Origin of the sequence: Polaribacter atrinae, assembly GCF_038023995.1 — a bacterium.
Taxonomy (GTDB): Bacteria; Bacteroidota; Bacteroidia; order Flavobacteriales; family Flavobacteriaceae; genus Polaribacter; species Polaribacter atrinae.
Genome location: NZ_CP150660.1, coordinates 1,531,456 through 1,549,747, shown reverse-complemented (window position 1 = coordinate 1,549,747; position 18,292 = coordinate 1,531,456). Strand labels below are relative to the sequence as shown.

17 protein-coding genes, 2 tRNA genes and 1 pseudogene are annotated in these 18,292 nt (G+C 30.7%); all 20 read left to right on the top strand.

From position 1 onward, the window contains the following. Positions 1-32: 32 nt before the first annotated feature. The 20 genes and pseudogenes from WG945_RS06815 (at position 33) to WG945_RS06720 (ending at position 18,284) form a co-directional block, all read left to right on the top strand. Complete coding sequence (locus WG945_RS06815; protein WP_068448646.1) at positions 33-1,097, top strand: anhydro-N-acetylmuramic acid kinase; 1,065 nt, start codon at positions 33-35, stop codon at positions 1,095-1,097. A gap of 234 nt (positions 1,098-1,331) precedes the next feature. Then, complete coding sequence (locus WG945_RS06810) at positions 1,332-2,564, top strand: Glu/Leu/Phe/Val dehydrogenase dimerization domain-containing protein (RefSeq protein ID WP_068448645.1); 1,233 nt, start codon at positions 1,332-1,334, stop codon at positions 2,562-2,564. Between the two features lie 323 nt (positions 2,565-2,887). Continuing rightward, positions 2,888-3,577, top strand: coding sequence for a MotA/TolQ/ExbB proton channel family protein (locus WG945_RS06805; protein WP_068448644.1), 690 nt, complete (start codon positions 2,888-2,890; stop codon positions 3,575-3,577). Between the two features lie 42 nt (positions 3,578-3,619). Then, positions 3,620-4,012 (top strand): ExbD/TolR family protein, encoded by a 393-nt coding sequence (locus WG945_RS06800; RefSeq protein WP_068448643.1) that lies wholly within the window; start codon positions 3,620-3,622, stop codon positions 4,010-4,012. A 1-nt stretch (position 4,013) separates the two neighbouring features. After that, positions 4,014-4,892, top strand: a complete 879-nt coding sequence (locus tag WG945_RS06795) for an energy transducer TonB (RefSeq protein WP_068448642.1) — start codon at positions 4,014-4,016, stop codon at positions 4,890-4,892. A gap of 17 nt (positions 4,893-4,909) precedes the next feature. Next, positions 4,910-6,118 (top strand): bifunctional folylpolyglutamate synthase/dihydrofolate synthase, encoded by a 1,209-nt coding sequence (locus WG945_RS06790; RefSeq protein WP_068448641.1) that lies wholly within the window; start codon positions 4,910-4,912, stop codon positions 6,116-6,118. A gap of 59 nt (positions 6,119-6,177) precedes the next feature. Then, a tRNA-Val gene (locus WG945_RS06785) sits at positions 6,178-6,255 on the top strand. A 124-nt stretch (positions 6,256-6,379) separates the two neighbouring features. Further along, positions 6,380-6,457 (top strand) — tRNA-Val (locus tag WG945_RS06780). A 119-nt stretch (positions 6,458-6,576) separates the two neighbouring features. Continuing rightward, a complete protein-coding gene (locus WG945_RS06775) occupies positions 6,577-7,563 on the top strand; it encodes an SDR family oxidoreductase (RefSeq protein ID WP_068448640.1) in 987 nt (328 codons plus the stop codon). Beyond that, on the top strand, positions 7,560-8,843 hold the full coding sequence (locus WG945_RS06770) for a nucleotide sugar dehydrogenase (RefSeq protein ID WP_068448639.1): 1,284 nt from the start codon (positions 7,560-7,562) through the stop codon (positions 8,841-8,843). Before WG945_RS06775 ends, WG945_RS06770 begins: the two co-directional genes overlap by 4 nt. A 4-nt stretch (positions 8,844-8,847) precedes the next feature. Then, positions 8,848-9,780, top strand: a complete 933-nt coding sequence (locus tag WG945_RS06765) for a Gfo/Idh/MocA family oxidoreductase (RefSeq protein ID WP_068448638.1) — start codon at positions 8,848-8,850, stop codon at positions 9,778-9,780. Positions 9,781-9,895: 115 nt separating this feature from the next. Then, a pseudogene (locus WG945_RS06760) lies at positions 9,896-10,093 on the top strand (UDP-N-acetylglucosamine 2-epimerase (non-hydrolyzing)); the annotation flags it as partial. Positions 10,094-10,528: 435 nt separating this feature from the next. Next, positions 10,529-10,960 carry an adenylyltransferase/cytidyltransferase family protein gene (locus tag WG945_RS06755; protein WP_025562360.1) on the top strand — a complete coding sequence of 144 codons (432 nt, stop codon included), beginning with the start codon at positions 10,529-10,531 and terminating at the stop codon, positions 10,958-10,960. Between the two features lie 117 nt (positions 10,961-11,077). After that, a complete protein-coding gene (locus tag WG945_RS06750) occupies positions 11,078-11,500 on the top strand; it encodes an adenylyltransferase/cytidyltransferase family protein (RefSeq protein ID WP_068448636.1) in 423 nt (140 codons plus the stop codon). Between the two features lie 171 nt (positions 11,501-11,671). Further along, complete coding sequence (locus WG945_RS06745) at positions 11,672-12,994, top strand: UDP-glucose dehydrogenase family protein (RefSeq protein WP_068448635.1); 1,323 nt, start codon at positions 11,672-11,674, stop codon at positions 12,992-12,994. Between the two features lie 12 nt (positions 12,995-13,006). After that, the gene (locus tag WG945_RS06740; protein ID WP_068448634.1) at positions 13,007-13,957 is read left to right on the top strand and encodes a GDP-L-fucose synthase family protein; all 951 of its coding nucleotides are present in this window, start codon (positions 13,007-13,009) and stop codon (positions 13,955-13,957) included. Positions 13,958-14,032: 75 nt separating this feature from the next. Next, positions 14,033-14,377, top strand: coding sequence for a four helix bundle protein (locus WG945_RS06735; protein WP_068448633.1), 345 nt, complete (start codon positions 14,033-14,035; stop codon positions 14,375-14,377). 39 nt (positions 14,378-14,416) lie between these two features. Beyond that, on the top strand, positions 14,417-15,547 hold the full coding sequence (gene gmd / locus WG945_RS06730; protein WP_068448632.1) for a GDP-mannose 4,6-dehydratase: 1,131 nt from the start codon (positions 14,417-14,419) through the stop codon (positions 15,545-15,547). 61 nt (positions 15,548-15,608) lie between these two features. Continuing rightward, entirely contained in the window at positions 15,609-16,631 is a 1,023-nt protein-coding gene (locus tag WG945_RS06725) for an NAD-dependent epimerase (protein WP_068448631.1), read from the top strand. 192 nt (positions 16,632-16,823) lie between these two features. Continuing rightward, entirely contained in the window at positions 16,824-18,284 is a 1,461-nt protein-coding gene (locus tag WG945_RS06720) for an oligosaccharide flippase family protein (RefSeq protein WP_068448630.1), read from the top strand. The last annotated feature ends 8 nt before the right edge of the window (positions 18,285-18,292 follow it).

The window sequence follows — 18,292 nt, the reverse complement described above, 5'->3', positions numbered from 1 at the left end:
ATTATCAATAGGGATTTATTATTTTTACAGATATGAATAAAAGTGATGTTTTTATAATAGGATTAATGTCTGGAACGTCTCTAGACGGTATCGATTTGGTTTATGTTCGATTTGATAAAGAATCGTATCAAGATTTTAGTATTTTACATTCAAAAACGGTTTCGTATTCAGAAGAATGGAAAACTACTTTACAAGATGCTATTCATTCTTCTTCGGATGATTTAAGGGTTTTGGATATTAATTATGGTAAGCTTCTGGGTGAAGAGATTTGTGCTTTTATTGATGAGTTTCAGATTGAAAACATCGATTTTATAGCATCTCATGGTCATACGGTTTTGCATCAACCGGAAAACGGAATTACACTTCAGGTGGGAGATGGGCAAACAATTGCAGATGCAACTTGTCAAAAAGTTATTTGCGATTTTAGAACTCAAGATGTTAATTTAGGTGGTCAAGGAGCGCCTTTGGTGCCTATTGGGGATGAGTTACTTTTTTCTGATTATGATTATTGCTTAAATCTAGGTGGTTTTTCTAATATTTCCTTTCATGAGGATGGTAAGAGAATTGCGTATGATATTTGTCCGGTAAATATTGTGCTGAATAGATATGCTAAAGAATTAGGTTTTGAGTATGACGATAAAGGAATGATTGCTGCTAAGGGAACTTATTTAATGCAACTTGAGTCAGATTTACGAGCACTTGAGTATTATGAGCAAAAACCGCCAAAATCTTTAGGTTTAGAATGGGTGCAAAAAGAAATTTTTCCAAGATTAGAATCGTCAAAAAGAAAACCTGAAGACTTATTAAGAACATTTACAGATCATGTTGCTTGGGCAATAGCAAAAGTTTTACCTAAAAATGCAAGGGTTTTAGTTACTGGTGGAGGTGCTTTTAATGAATATTTAATTAATAAGGTGCAACAAGAAAAAGAGGTAGCGCTTATTGTGCCAGGTCATCAATTGATAAATTTTAAAGAAGCGCTTATTTTTGCTTTTTTAGGCTTGTTAAAAAGTGAGGGTAAAATAAATTGTTTAAGTTCTGTAACAGGTGTAAGTAAAGATCATTCTTCTGGTGAGGTTTTTTATCCTAAGAAGTAAATATGTCTGTTTAAAATGATTGGTTTTAAAGGGGTTTTAGTAGAGAATTCTTTTAAATTAAAAAATTTGAACAACCATTTTTTTACTGTAAGTTTGTAAGGTATCAGTTTAATAAGAAATTTATAAATTTTTAAAATGAATCAACTTTAACTTTTCCCCTGAAGGGGATTTTATCGCAAAATTAAAATTGTTTGAAAAAACAAAAAGGAGAGTTAATTTATTAAAAATTTTAGAATGAAAGAATTATTAAAAATATACGAGAATAAGCAGCCAGAAATTGTTTTTAATTGGAAAGATCCAGAAACAGAGGCAGAGGGTTGGGTAGTGATAAACTCTTTAAGAGGTGGTGCTGCCGGCGGGGGTACAAGAATGCGTAAGGGGTTAAATATGAACGAGGTTTTGTCTCTAGCTAAAACCATGGAGGTGAAGTTTACCGTTTCTGGTCCGGCAATTGGAGGTGCAAAATCGGGTATTAATTTTGATCCGAGCGACCCGAGAAAAAGAGGTGTTTTAGAGCGTTGGTATAAAGCGGTTACACCTTTGTTAAAACATTATTATGGTACAGGTGGAGATTTAAATGTTGATGCAGATAAGGATGTAATTCCTATTACAGAAAGTTGCGGAGTTTGGCATCCACAAGAAGGAATCTTTAATGGACACTTTAAACCAACAGAAGCCGATAAAATAAATAGAATTGGTCAATTGCGTTTGGGGGTGATTAAAGTTATAGAAGATAAAGAATTTTCGCCAGATTTGTCTAGAAAATATACCATTGCAGATATGTTAACTGGTTATGGTGTGGCAGAGGCTGTGAAGCATTATTATGCTATTTACGGAGGAGAAATAAAAGGCAAAAGAGCAATTATTCAAGGGTTTGGAAATGTAGGTGCTGCGGCAGCTTATTATTTAACTCAGTTGGGTGCTAAAGTTGTAGGAATTATAGATAGAGACGGTGGAGTTATAAATGAAGAAGGCTTTACGATGCAAGAAATGACCGCTTTGTTTTTATCTAAAAACGGAAATCAGTTAGTTTCTGAGAATATGATTCCTTTTGATGAAGTTAATGAAAAAATATGGAGTCTGCCTGCTGAAATATTTGTACCAGCTGCAGCTTCTAGATTAGTTTCTCAAGATCAGGTTCAGCGAATGATAGATACGGGGTTAGAAGTGATTTCTCCGGGTGCAAATGTTCCGTTTGCAGATAAGGAGATATTCTTTGGGCCAATCATGGAATATACAGATGAACATTTAAGTTTATTACCAGATTTTATTTCAAATTGTGGTATTGCAAGAGTATTTGCATATTTAATGGAAGCAAAAGTAGATTTACCAATGCAGGATAAAGCTATTTTTAATGATACTTCTAATATTATAAAGAAAGCGTTGCAGAGAACTTTTAAAAAGAGTGCCTCTAAAACAAAAATTTGTTCAACGGCATTTGAAATAGCTTTAAAGCAATTAATTTAAAGTTAATGGTTAGATTTGTATCATAATAAATATAGGTTGCGTTTTGATAAAGCGTAGCCTGTATAGTTGAGTCTAATTGGAGTAGAGTATAAGGGTTTTAACTTTTAATGTAGTTCTTGGTTTGATTTTTATAAAAATCATTCGAACTGATATTATAGACGGTAATTTTACAATGTGTAAAGGTGTATAAATAAAAGAAGTATAAGAATGTCAATTTGTGTTTTGGCATTTTTTTTGATGTAAAATAAAAACGATTATTTTAAGTTGGAACAATTTAAAAAAAGAAAGGTCGTTACTTAAATAGAACTTAAAAATAGAATTAAATGTTGTTATTTTTTCAAGAGAATAAAGAGGTTTTAGAAGAGGTTGTTTCAGAAGAAAAAACACTTTCTATCTATAAATTAATTATGGATGGTGGTTTAGGGGGGCAAATAATTTTAGCACTACTTTTTGTGTTGTTGGCCATTGCCATGTATATTTATTTTGAAAGATTCTTTGCTATAAAAGCAGCATCAAAAATAGATGAAAATTTTATGAATCAAATCAAGGATTTTGTTTCTAACGGAAAATTAGAATCTGCAGACGCTCTTTGTAAAAGTAAAAATACTCCAACAGCAAGATTAATTGGAAAAGGAATTTCTAGAATAGGGAAACCTTTAGACGATATAAATACAGCAATTGAAACAGCAGGGAAGCTAGAAGTGTATCAATTAGAAAAAAATGTGAGTGTTTTAGCAACAATTGCAGGAGCAGCACCAATGATTGGGTTTTTAGGAACTGTAATCGGTATGATTGTTGCGATTCATGAAATTGCAAATGCTGGTGGTCAAATAGATATTAAACTACTTTCAGATGGTTTGTATACAGCAATGACAACTACAGTTGGTGGTTTAATTGTGGGGATTATTGCGTACATAACTTATAATCATTTAGTGGTAAGAACAGATAAAGTAATTTATCAGATGGAAGCAAAATCTGTTGAGTTTTTAGATTTATTAAACGAGCCAGTATAAAAAGTTTAAAATTTAAATTCAACGTTTGAAAAATAATATTTTATGAATTTACGCGGAAGAAATAAGGTAGATCCAACATTCAATATGTCATCAATGACAGATATTGTTTTTCTATTGTTGATATTTTTTATGCTTACCTCTACTTTAGTTACTGTAAGTGCTATTGATGTTTTATTGCCAAAAGCAGGAGGGAAGACAGAGAATAATAAATCTGTTGCTGTATCTATTACAAATGAATCGTTGTTTTATATTGATAAAACAAAAGTGAGTTCTGCAAGTTTGGAGAGTGAAATATTAAAAAGTGTTGGAGCGGATAAAAAGAAGACTATTGTTATTAGAGGTGATAAAGATGTGCCTTATAAAAATGTAATGCAAGTAATTGATATTGCAAATAGGAATAAATTAAAAATGATTTTAGCTGTAAAAGGCAAGTAAAATGCAAATACTAAATACAACACATAAACGTAAATCTGCTGTAATTACAGCTGTTATTCTGGTGCTTATAATCTTCGGAATTCTAAATTACGGAATGCGTTATTTAGATCCGCCAGAAGAATATGGTGTGGCTATTAATTTTGGTACCTCAGAAGTAGGAAGCGGAGAACCTGTGGAAGATACAAAGAAAATTTCTGCTCCGGAAGTAGTTGAAGAGGAAGTCGTAGAAAAAGAGGTGGTAGAAGAAGTTGTAAAAGAAACGCCGCAAGAAGTAGTTAAAGAAGAAATTATAACAGAAGATACTTCTAAAGATGTGCCTGTTGTAGAAAAAGTGAAAGAAGTAGTAAAAGAGCCTATAAAAAAGGTGGTAGAAAAAAAGGTTGAAGTTGTAAAACCTATAGAGAAGGAAGTTGTAAAAGAGATTCCGAAAGAAAAGCCAAAACCATCCAAAGCAACTCAAGATGCGTTGAATAATTTATTGAATGGAAATTCTTCTGATGGAAAACCACAAGGAGAAGGAGATGATGTTAAGCCAGGTGTAAAAGGAAAAGAAACTGGAGATCCGGCATCTTCTAATTACTACGGGAATACAGGAAGTGGTGATGGAGGTGATTATAATTTAGCAGGTAGAAGAGCGCTTTCTAAACCAAAAGTACAACCTGATTGTCAAGAGGAAGGTACGGTTGTAGTACAAATTCAGGTAGATAAAAAAGGAAAAGTAATTTTTGCTAAACCAGGTCATAAAGGAAGTACCAATACGGCGGCTTGTTTATTGAAGGCTGCAAAAGAAGCAGCTTTAAGTACTAAATGGAATTCTGATGATAAAGCACCTGCAAACCAAGTAGGGACTATTATTTATAAGTTTTCTTTGTCTAAATAATCACGTATTTTTGTCGTATGAATTATCAACAAACATTAGATTGGATGTTTGCACAGTTACCGATGTATCAAAGAGAAGGTAAAACAGCATTCAAAAAAGACTTAACTAATACTTTAGTGCTTTCTAAAGAATTAAATTTTCCAGAAAAAAAGTTTAAATCAATTCATGTTGGTGGTACAAACGGAAAAGGTTCTACGAGTCATATGTTGGCTTCTATTTTACAAGAAGCGGGTTATAAAGTAGGCTTGTATACTTCTCCTCATTTAAAAAACTTTACCGAAAGAATTAGAATTAATGGAGTTGAAATCTCCGAAAAGAAAGTTTCTTCTTTTATAGAAAAACACAAAGACTTTTTAGAAACACAAAGACTGTCCTTTTTTGAAATGACAGTTGGTTTGGCTTTTGATTATTTTGTTGAAGAAAAAGTAGATATTGCTATTATTGAAGTTGGTTTAGGAGGAAGATTAGATTCTACAAATATTATTACGCCAGAAGTTGCTGTAATTACAAACATCGGTTTAGATCATACCCAGTTTTTAGGAGAAACATTACCTGAAATAGCTTTTGAGAAAGCGGGGATTATTAAAAATAAGATTCCTGTTGTAATAGGAGAAGAGCAGGAAGCTGTAAAAAGTGTTTTTATCGCGAAAGCGGATGAAAGCAAAGCGCCTATTTATTTTGCTTCAGATGATGATAAAAGCTACAAGACGGACTTGTTGGGTGATTATCAGCAAAAAAACACAAAAACAGCCGTTGCTGCTATTAAGAAGTTAACAGGTTTTAAAATATCAATAGAAAATATTGAAAATGGGTTGCTAAATGTTGTGAGAAACACTAATTTAAAAGGTAGATGGCAAATATTACAAGAGCACCCAAAAGTAATTTGTGATACCGCCCATAATAAAGATGGGTTGAGTATTGTACTCGATCAATTAAAAAAAGAAACCTTTAAAAGAATACATTTTGTTTTAGGTGTGGTTTCTGATAAGAAATTAGAAGAGGTTTTACCACTTTTTCCAAAGGAAGCAGCGTACTATTTTTGTAAGCCAGCTATTCCAAGAGGTATGTCTGAGGTTGTTTTGCGAGAAAATGCAAAAGAATTTGGTTTAATAGGTAAAAAATATTCATCAGTAGAAGTTGCTTATAAAAACGCGTTACTTGATGCTAATCAGGGAGATATCATTTATGTTGGTGGAAGTACATTTGTTGTTGCAGAAATTATTTAAAAAAAGATTGTCTTTTTGTTTGGTAGATTTAAAATGTGTTGTATATTTGCAACCGCTTAGGGCAATTAGCTCAGTTGGTTCAGAGCATCTCGTTTACACCGAGAGGGTCGGGGGTTCGAATCCCTCATTGCCCACCAAAGCAAAATCCTTCACATTTATGTGAAGGATTTTTTATTTTTAATAGATTTTGAAAAATAAATAAAAATTATTTCATTTTTTGTTTGGTAGATTTAAAATGTATTGTATATTTGCAGCCGCTTAGGGCAATTAGCTCAGTTGGTTCAGAGCATCTCGTTTACACCGAGAGGGTCGGGGGTTCGAATCCCTCATTGCCCACCAAAGCAAAATCCTTTACATTTATGTGAAGGATTTTTTGTTTTTAATGGTTTTTGGTTAAGAGTCCAATGATTCTTTTGTTATATTTGTTTCTTTATAAAAAATAGCTAAAAGATTTCTTAATGGAAATAAAGTTGTCAGGAAAAAAAATACTTGTAACAGGTGGTGCTGGTTTTATCGGTTCTAATTTGTGTGAGGTTTTACTTGAAAAGAATAACACAGTAGTCTGTTTAGATAATTTTTCTACAGGGAAAAGAGAAAATTTAGTTTCGCTTATAGATAACCCAAATTTTACGTTAATAGAAGGAGATATTAGAAATCTAGAAGATTGTATGTTGGCAGCTTCTGGTGTAGATTATATTTTACATCAAGCAGCATTAGGTTCGGTTCCTAGGTCTATAAAAGATCCTATTACTACAAATGATGTAAATGTTTCTGGTTTTCTAAATATGTTAGTCGCAGCAAGAGATAACAATGTAAAAAGATTTGTTTTTGCAGCGAGTTCATCTACTTACGGAGATTCAGAATCGTTACCAAAAGTAGAAGATGTTATTGGTAAACCATTGTCTCCTTACGCAGTTACCAAATATGTAAATGAATTGTATGCAGATGTTTTTGGTAAAACGTATGGCTTAGAAACAATTGGTTTAAGATATTTTAATGTTTTTGGTAGAAGGCAAGATGCTAATGGAGCGTATGCAGCGGTAATACCTAAGTTTGTAAATCAGTTTATGAGTTTAGAGTCTCCAATTGTAAATGGTGATGGATCTTTTTCTAGAGATTTTACATATATAGACAACGTTATTCAGGCAAACTTATTAAGTTTAATTGCAGACAAAGAAGCTGCAAATGAAATTTATAATGTTGCATTTGGAGATAGAAACACTTTAATCGATTTATGTGATTCTTTAAAAGAATTTTTATCGAATTATAATCCAAAAATAAAGGATGTAGAAGTGGTCTTTGGACCTAATAGAATTGGAGATATTCCACATTCTCACGCAGATATATCAAAAGCTAAGAAATTATTAAATTACAACCCAAAATTCTCTTTAAAAGAAGGTTTAAAAGAATCTATAGATTGGTATTGGGAAAACTTAAATAAATGAGTAAAATTAAAATAGGTATTATTGGTTTAGGCTATGTTGGCTTACCATTAGCGAGACTTTTTGCAACAAAATTTTCTGTTGTTGGTTTTGATATCAATCAAACAAGAATAGAAGAATTAGGGCAAGGTAAAGATGTTACGAGAGAAATTTCTAAAGAACTTTTAGATGAGGTTGTTCTTAAAGAGAATAACAACGATTTAGGATTGTTTTTTACATCAAAATTAGAAGATTTAAAAGATTGTAATTATTTTGTAGTTACGGTTCCTACGCCAGTAGATAAAAATAACAGACCTGTTTTAACGCCTTTAATAAAAGCGAGTGAAACCGTTGGTAGTGTTATTAAAAAAGGAGATATCGTAATTTATGAATCTACGGTTTATCCTGGGGCAACAGAAGAAGATTGTGTGCCTATTTTAGAAAGAGTATCTGGTTTAGTTTTTAATAAAGACTTTTTTGTAGGGTATTCTCCGGAAAGAATAAATCCGGGTGATAAAAAACACACAGTAGAAAAAATATTAAAAGTTACTTCTGGTTCTACCAAGGAAGTTGGTGAAAAAGTGAATGATTTATATGCATCTGTAATTACAGCAGGTACACATTTAGCGCCTTCTATAAAAGTAGCAGAAGCAGCAAAAGTTATAGAAAATTCTCAGAGAGATATTAATATTGCCTTTGTAAATGAGTTGGCTAAGATTTTTGGGTTGATGGATATTAATACACAAGATGTTTTAGAAGCAGCAGGAACAAAATGGAATTTTTTACCTTTTAAACCAGGTTTAGTTGGTGGGCATTGTATTGGTGTAGATCCTTATTATTTAGCTCAAAAGGCTCAAGAATATGGTTATCATCCAGAAATTATTTTAGCAGGTAGAAGAGTCAATGATGGTATGGGGAAATATGTAGCATCTGAGGTTGCTAAATTGATGATTCAGAGAGATATTGAGGTAAAAGGAGCTGAGGTTTTAGTTTTAGGAATCACTTTTAAAGAGAACTGTCCCGATGTTAGAAACACAAAAGCTGTAGATCTTATTTATGAATTAAAAGAGTATGGAGCAAACGTAACTATTTTTGATCCTCATGCAAATTCAACTGAAGTTCAAAAAGAATATCAATTAGAATCTAGCATTGTTTTACCAAAAAAGAAATTTGATGCCGTTATTTTAGTGGTGGCACATAAAGAATTTCTTAGTTTGGAATTTGCTGATCTAAAAAAAGAAAAATCAATTGTATACGATGTAAAGAATTTTTTAGATTCTAAGCATGTAGATAAGTCATTATAAAGAAATGAAAAATTTTGCATTAATAGGTGCTGCAGGATATATTGCGCCAAGACATTTAAGAGCGATTAAAGATACAGATAACCAGCTAATAGCAGCTTTAGATAAGTTTGATAGTGTTGGTGTAATGGATAGTTTTTTTCCAAAAGCAGATTTTTTTGTAGAATTCGAAAGGTTCGATCGTCATATAGAAAAGTTAAAAAGAGGAGGAACGCATTTAGATTATGTAAGTATTTGTACACCAAATTATTTGCACGATTCTCATATTAGAATGGCTTTAAGAAGAGGAGCAGATGCTATTTGTGAAAAACCTTTAGTTTTAAATCCTTGGAATGTTGATGCTTTAAAAGATATCGAAAAAGAATCTGGGCAAAAAATAAATACAATTTTACAATTAAGATTACATCCAAGTATTATTGCTTTAAAAAACAAAGTTGCGTTAGAAAATAAAGCAGGTAAATATGATGTTGACTTAACATATATTACCTCTAGAGGTAAATGGTATGATATTTCTTGGAAAGGAGATGAAAGTAAATCAGGAGGAATTGCAACCAACATTGGAGTTCATTTTTATGACATGCTTTCATGGATTTTTGGAGAAATTCAAGAAAATATAGTGCATCTTAGAGAGAAAGATAAATCAGCAGGGTATTTAGAATTTAAAAATGCTAGAGTGCGTTGGTTTTTATCAATAAATGAAGAAGATTTACCGCAAGAAATTAAAGAAAAAGGACAAAGAACTTTTAGATCCATTACTATAGATGATCAAGAATTAGAGTTTAGTGCTGGTTTTACAGATTTACACACCAAGAGTTACGAGCAAATTTTAAAAGGAAACGGATTTGGATTAAAAGAGTCTGAAGAATCTATTAAAATTGTTCATAATATTAGAAATACAGCGATTAGCACATTAGGTGAAAAACACTTGTTTGTTAAGTAAAAAGGGTTTTATAGCTCAAAATCAGTTTATTTACAAAATATATAGTCGTTATTAAAGATTAAGGTATCATCTTAAAAATTAGAACTATTATATCAAATTATTTTGAATAAAAATAATGAAAAAAAAGAATCTATTCATTTTCGGAACAAGACCAGAAGCTATTAAAATGGCACCTTTAGTAAATCAGTTTTTAGCCGATAAGAGGTTTGAAACAAAGGTTTGCGTTACAGGGCAACATAGAGAAATGTTAGATCAGGTTTTAAGTTTTTTTGATATTACTCCAGATTTCGATTTGTGTTTAATGAAACCAAATTTGTTGCGGATAACGAATTTAAAACATTGCCTGTAGATGGAGATAAAGTGATTTTAGATTTTTGTGGTGTTCATAAATGATTAAATATTGAATAAAAATAATTTATTGAAACTTTCTTTTTTTTGAAAGAGCGATTCTTTTAAACTTTTTTATTAGCAGGTAAGTAAAGCGGTTACTTCTCTTTATACAATTCGTTTTATGTTTTTTATATGTAATGTTTTTTTTAGGGTGAACTATGAAAGTATGAACTCTCTGACTACCTTATAAATATAATTTTGTTAGATGTTTAATATAAGTCGCTTTTTATGAGGTTTTTATGTTTTTTTTATTGTTTTATTTCATTTTTATTATATTTAACGTTGAAATTACTTCTATTTAGGAAGAACCTTTTTTTTTTAAATAATTAACATATATTTGCTCAAAAAAAAGAAACTTATGAAAGTTGGGATAACCTTTAGTGCTTTTGATTTATTTCATGCAGGACATGTAAAAATGTTAGAAGATGCAAAAGAACAATGTGATTATTTAATTTGTGGTATACAGACAGATCCTACTTTAGATCGTCCGGAAAAGAATATGCCAGTACAGTCAGTCGTAGAAAGATACATTCAACTAAAAGGGTGTAAATACGTAGATGAGATTGTTCCTTATGCAACAGAACAAGATTTAGAAGATATTTTAAGATCTTTTAAAATAGATGTTAGAGTTATAGGAGATGAGTACGCTAGCAAACAATTTACAGGTAGAAAGTATTGTGAAGAAAAAGGAATTGACTTATACTTCAATAAAAGAGAACACCGTTTTTCTAGTAGTGGGCTTCGTAAAGAGGTACAAGAAAAAGAGAATTTAAAAAAGAAAGAGAAATAAGTGTTTTACATATTCTGGTGAAAAGATTTCATTTTTAGAATGATTTAATATTTCGTCAATAATAGCGTGAAAACACCTATTTACCGTGGAATAATTTAATTTATATTTGCAAAATATATGAAAAAACTAATCATAGTATCAGGATATTTTAACCCAATTCATAAAGGACATTTGGAGTATTTTAATAATGCAAAGGCATTGGCAGATGAGTTGTTTGTAATCGTTAATAGTGATCTTCAAAGAGGATTAAAAGGTTCTAAAGAATTTCAAAAAGAAGAAGAGCGTTTATTTATTGTAGAGAACATTAAATCTGTAGATAAAGCGATGATTTCTGTAGATAACGATAGAACAGTTTGTACTTCTATACGTGCGATTCATGAGAAATACGGAAAAGAGTATCAATTAGGTTTTGCCAATGGTGGAGATCAAGATAATAATTCAATTCCAGAAGCACCTATTTGTAAAGAATTGAATATTGATTTAATTGATGGTTTAGGTGATAAAATACAATCTTCATCTTGGTTGTTGAAAAATAATTAGGTTAAAAGAAGCATTTATTTATAAGTGTTTTTTTATAGCTTTAATTGTTGTCAAATATTGTGTGAAACTTATTTGTCCTAAAAGTAAATTTGAATGTTATTTTTTTAACAGGAATAGTTTACAATCATAAGTAAAAGAAAGAAAATTAAAAATAAATTAAAAAAAAATAGTATGAATATTACTGTAGTTGGTTCAGGTTATGTTGGGTTGGTGTCTGGAACTTGTTTCTCCGAAATGGGGAATAAAGTAACTTGTGTAGATATAGATCAAAAGAAAATTCAAAAGTTAAAAGAAGGTGTTTTGCCAATTTTTGAACCAGGTTTAGAACAAATGGTTTTAAAAAATGTAAAAAATAAAAACTTGTTTTTTACAACTGACTTAGGAGAAGCTATCAGTGATGCAGAAATTGTTTTTATTGCTGTTGGTACGCCAATGGGAGATGATGGTTCTGCAGATTTACAATATGTTTTAGCGGTGGCTAAATCTATTGGTGAAACCATGCAAAAAAGATTAATAGTTGTTGATAAATCTACAGTGCCAATTGGTACTGCCGATAAAGTAAAGGCGACTATTCAAGCTGAATTAGATAAAAGAGGAGAAGCGATAGAGTTTAGTGTCGTTTCTAATCCTGAGTTTTTAAAAGAAGGAGCTGCGATTGGTGATTTTATGAAGCCTGATAGGGTGGTTGTAGGGTCAGATAATGAATATGCAACGGATTTAATGAAACAATTATACCACCCGTTTTGTATGTCCCATGATCGTTTTATTGCAATGGATATCCGTTCTGCTGAAATGACAAAATATGCAGCAAATACCATGTTGGCAACAAAAATTTCATTTATGAATGAGATTGCTAATATTTGTGAAAGAGTAGGAGCAGATGCAAATATGGTTCGTATAGGTATTGGATCAGACAAACGTATTGGGTATAGTTTTATTTATCCTGGTGCTGGTTATGGAGGTTCTTGTTTTCCTAAAGATGTAAAAGCTTTAAAGAAAATTGCAGAAGAAAACGGATATAAAGCAAACCTAATTGAGTCTGTAGAAAACGTGAATGATGCTCAAAAATTAGTAATTGCAAATAAAATTGTTAAACGTTTTGGAGAAGATTTATCAGGCATGACTTTCGGTTTATGGGGATTGGCTTTTAAACCGGGTACAGATGATATGAGAGAGGCACCGGCAATTTACATTGTTAAAGAATTAGAAAAAAGAGGAGCAAAAGTAAAGGCTTATGACCCTAAAGCGGTAGAAGAAGCAAAAGAATTTTATTTAAAAGATGCAAAAAATATAACTTATTGTACTTCTAAATACGAAGTTTTACAAGATGCAGATGCATTGATTTTGTTAACAGAGTGGAAAGAATTTCGTTCTCCAGATTTTGTAGAAATCAAACAACAATTAAAGAATCCTATTATTTTTGACGGTAGAAATCAATACAATGCTTTTAATTTAGAAGAAAAAGGATTTGAATATTTTCAAATAGGAAAATAATATAGTTATTATATGAATAAGGATACAAAAATTTATATTGCTGGTCATAGAGGTATGGTTGGTTCTGCTGTATGGAGAACTTTAGAGAAGAAAGGGTATACCAATTTAATAGGGAGATCCAGTAAAGAATTAGATTTAAAAAATCAAGAAGCAGTTCTTGATTTTTATCATATAGAGAAACCTGAAGTTGTTATTGATGCTGCGGCTAAAGTTGGTGGTATTTTAGCGAATAATAATTTTCCATACCAGTTTTTGATGGAGAATATGCAAATTCAAAATAATTTAATTGACAGTGCATTAAAATCAGGAATTGATAAATTTATATTTTTAGGCAGTTCTTGTATTTACCCTAAGTTTGCACCACAGCCATTAAAAGAAGAGTATTTGTTAACGGATTCTTTAGAACCTACTAACGAATGGTATGCTATTGCAAAAATTACAGGTGTAAAAGCTTGTCAGGCAATTAGAAAACAATTTCAAAAAGATTATGTAAGCTTAATGCCTACAAATTTATATGGTACACATGATAATTTCGATTTAAAATCTTCTCACGTGTTACCTGCAATGATTCGTAAATTTCACGAAGCAAAAAACAACAACCATTCAGATGTTGTTTTATGGGGAAGTGGAACGCCAATGCGTGAATTTTTATTTGTAGATGATATGGCAGAGGCTGTAGTCTACGCTTTAGAAAATAAACTACCAGAGTATTTATACAATATAGGTACTGGAGAAGATTTGACGATTAAAGAATTAGCAGAAACAATTCAAGAAGTAACAGGACATCAAGGTACTATTGTTTGGGATGCTGATAAGCCAGATGGTACACCAAGAAAGTTGATGGACATTTCTAAAATGCACAACTTAGGTTGGAAGCATAAAGTTGATTTAAAACAAGGAATCGAGAAAACGTATACTTGGTTTTTAGAAAATATAGAAAACTTTAAAGAAGTCAAGCTTTAAAAATCGTCTATCGTCTATCGTTTGCCGTTTACCGTCCATCGATAAACGAACATCGAGTAACGAACAACGAAAAAAATGGAATGTAAACTACAGGTTTGGAAATTAGCGCATCAGTTAACTCTTGATGTATACGAAGTTTCAAAAAACTTTCCTTCTTCAGAAAAATTTGGGTTAACCAATCAAGTAAGAAGAAGTTCTAGTAGTGTTCCAACAAATATAATAGAAGGGCAAGGGAGGCAATATAAAAAGGAATTTATTCAGTTTTTATATATTGCTAAAGGCTCTTTAGAAGAAGCAAATTATCAATTGTTTTTGGCAAAAGATTTAGAGTATATTTCTAATGAACAATATATTAAATTGTTTGACCTTTGCACAAGAATAAAAATGATGTTATATAAATTAATAAGTTCTTTAAAGTAGTTTGTTTTTAGAACAACGAACAACGAACAAAAAACAACTATGAAAAAAGTAGCATTAATTACAGGAATTACAGGACAGGATGGGTCTTATTTAGCAGAGTTATTATTAGAAAAAGGATATATCGTACATGGTATCAAGAGAAGATCTTCTCTTTTTAACACCAATAGAATAGATCATTTATACCAAGATCCACATGATCCTGATCAAAGATTAAAATTGCATTATGGAGATTTAACAGATGCAATGAACTTGACGCGTATTATTCAAGAATGTCAACCAGATGAAATTTATAATCTAGGTGCGATGTCTCACGTAGCAGTTTCTTTTGATACTCCAGAATATGTAGGTAATGTAGATGGATTAGGAACTTTAAGAATCTTAGAAGCAGTAAGAATTTTAGGGTTAGAAAAGAAAACAAGAATTTATCAAGCTTCCACTTCAGAATTATACGGAGGAATGCCAGAAAACAAAAATGAAAAAGGTTTTTATGATGAATCTTCTCCATTTTATCCTCGTTCTCCTTATGGAGTCGCAAAAATTTACGGTTTTTGGATCACAAAAAATTATCGAGAAGCATATAATATGTACGCTTGTAATGGTATTTTATTTAACCATGAATCTCCAAGAAGAGGAGAGACTTTTGTAACAAGAAAAATTACACGTGCAGTAGCTAAAATTGCATTAGGATTACAAGAAAAAGTGTTCTTAGGTAATTTAGAAGCAAAACGTGATTGGGGACATGCGAAAGATTATGTTCGTATGATGTGGATGATTTTACAGGCAGATAAACCAGAAGATTGGGTAATTGCAACCGGAGTTACCACTACTGTAAGAGAATTTGTACGTTTGGCTTTTAGTGAAGTGGGTATAGAGGTAGCATTTAAGGGAGAAGGTGTAGATGAAAAAGCATATGTAGTAGCATGTAATCATAAAGACTTTCAAGTAGAAATAGGAAAAGAAGTTTTATCTGTAGACCCTACTTACTTCCGTCCAACAGAAGTTGATTTATTGATTGGAGATCCTTCTAAAGCAAAGAATCAATTAGGGTGGGTACCAGAACACGATTTAGCTTCTTTGGTAAAAGACATGATGAAAGGTGATGTTTTATTAATGAGAAAAGATGTTGATTTATTGAAAGCTGGTCATGAGATTTTGAAACAGGCAGAGTAATCATTAATCAAATAGTTATTAAGATTATTTTATACATTATTAAATTATATTAGAATTGAAAATGAAAATATTAGTTACAGGAGCGGCAGGTTTTATTGGCTTTCATTTATCTAAAGCATTATTAGCTAAGGGACACACTATTGTTGGTCTAGATAATATTAATGATTACTATGATGTAAGTTTAAAATATGCTAGATTAAATGAATTAGGTATTTCTAAAGAAGATTCAGAAATTTATTTAAAAGAATCGGCAAGTAGTACATATAAACAATCGTTTAAGTTTGTACGAATGAACCTAGAAGATAGAGATAATTTACCTAAACTTTTTAAGAACGAAAAATTTGAAGTAGTTATAAATTTAGGAGCTCAAGCAGGTGTTCGTTATAGTATAGAAAACCCAGAAACGTATATAGATAGTAATGTTGTTGGTTTTTTAAATATCTTAGAATGCTGTAGAAACAATAATATTCAACACTTGCTATATGCTAGTAGTTCTAGTGTGTATGGTACCAACAAAAAAACACCTTTCTCTACAGATGACAATGTAGATCATCCAATAAGTTTATATGCAGCAACTAAAAAGAGTAATGAATTAATGGCACATACATATAGCCATTTATTTAATGTACCTACTACAGGGCTTCGTTTCTTTACGGTTTATGGACCTTGGGGAAGACCTGATATGGCAATTTATTTATTTGCAGATGCAATTTCTAAAGAACGTCCAATAAAGGTATTTAATAATGGAAATATGAGTAGAGATTTTACTTATATAGATGATATTGTAAACGGTATTGAAATACTATTAGCAAATCCGCCAGAAAAAACAGCAGATAAACCAGCATATAGAGTTTCTAATATAGGTAATGGTAGTCCGCAATCTTTAGGAGATTTTATTAAAGCCATAGAAACTAGTTTTGGTGTAGAAGCAAAAAAAGAATTCTTACCGATGCAACCAGGAGATGTTCCGCAAACTTGGGCTGATGTTTCTGAAATTGAAAAATTAGGTTATAGTAGTAGTATTAAGATAGAAAAAGGAGTCCAGGAATTTGTAGAATGGTTTAAAAATTATCACAATATATAATTTATTACAAAATAAATAAAAAGGGTTAAAATAAAAAAGTATAATAGTTAGTAGTTTTTAGAAAAATCTACTAATATTTTTTTTAATTAACAGAACTGTATGTTTTATACACACTTAGGTGTTTGGTGAGTTTTTATTTACTAAATAAAAAACTCCAGTTTTGTTTGATAATATTTATTGAAAAGATAGACAATGGAAGACTATAAAAAAAAGGTTAAATTAAATGCTTTAAGTGCTTATTTGAATTTATTTATCAATTCATTTGTCCTTTTTATAATAAGCCCACTATTGGTTCGGTTTCTAGGAGATATGAATTTTGGTATTTGGAAATCGATTCAAAAAATTTTATCAATTACTTCAGTAGCAGATGGTCGTTCAAGTCAAGCTTTAAAATCATTTATAGCTAATTCTGAGTCAGATTTAGACTTTGATAAGAAAAAACGTTTAATAGGAAGTGCTCTTAAAGTAAGTTTCTATTTTATGCCTTTAACTCTTGTCGTAGTAGCACTTATGGTATATTATTTGCCGAGTCTAATGAATGATATTCCAAAGGAATATGTCTCTATAGTAAGAATCACGGGTTTTATATTAGGTATTAATTTAATAATAACGCCTTTATTAACTATTCCAGATTCAATTTTAATAGGAACCAACAATGTTTTTAAATTAAATTTCGTTCAGACCTTTACAACTGTATTAATGAATTGTTTGTTTTTACTAACAGCTTATTTAGGATATGGAATTATAGGCTTAGCTGGAGTTTCAACATTTATTTTAATCTTAAATGGCCTTATAATTTATATAATTTGCAGAAAAAACATTCTTTGGTTTGGTATAAAAAAACCTGAAAAAGAAGAGGTAGATGTTTTTTTTAATTTTAGTTTTTGGGTGTTACTTTGGGTTTTTATTGAAAGGTTATTTTTGTCAACAGAAATTTTCTTAATTGGGTACTTGATTAATCCAGTTGAAGTTACTAAATATTCTTTTAGTGCATACGTAGTTCAATTAGTTATTCCTGTTGCTTTACTAACAGGTAGTGCTTTTATACCTACTTTAGGTAATTTAGTAGGACAAAAAGATTTCTCTAACGCAGCTAAAGTGATAAGTAATATTAAACAAGCACTAAGAATTATTGCCATAGCGTTTGGATGTGGTATAATTTTATTTAATAATATTTTTGTAGAACTATGGGTAGGTAAAGAATATTATTTAGGTGATTTTAATAATTTTTTAATGGTTTTAATTATGATTCAGCTATTGCTTTTTAGAAATGATAGTCAAATTAAAGACTTAACTCTTGATATTAAAAAGAAAGTAATATATGGTGCAATTGGCACTGTTTTAGTCTTTTTATTAGGTATTATAACATATAGGTATTATTCAAGTATTACAGCTATTTTTATATCAATATTTGTAGGGCGTTTATTGTTAACTATTGTTTTTAGAAAACAAGTTAATTCCTTTTTTAGTTTGCCTGTAGAATTTAAAGACGAATTAATTATTTTATCAATTATTTCTTTTACATACTGCCTTTTTACGTATCTTTTAGAAGATAATTTACTATTTAAAATTAGTTATTTTTTATTACTTGTAATTGTTTTAGTAAAATATTTTGGAGGAAACAAAATACTGAAATTTCTTATAAAAAAATAAATTTTTTA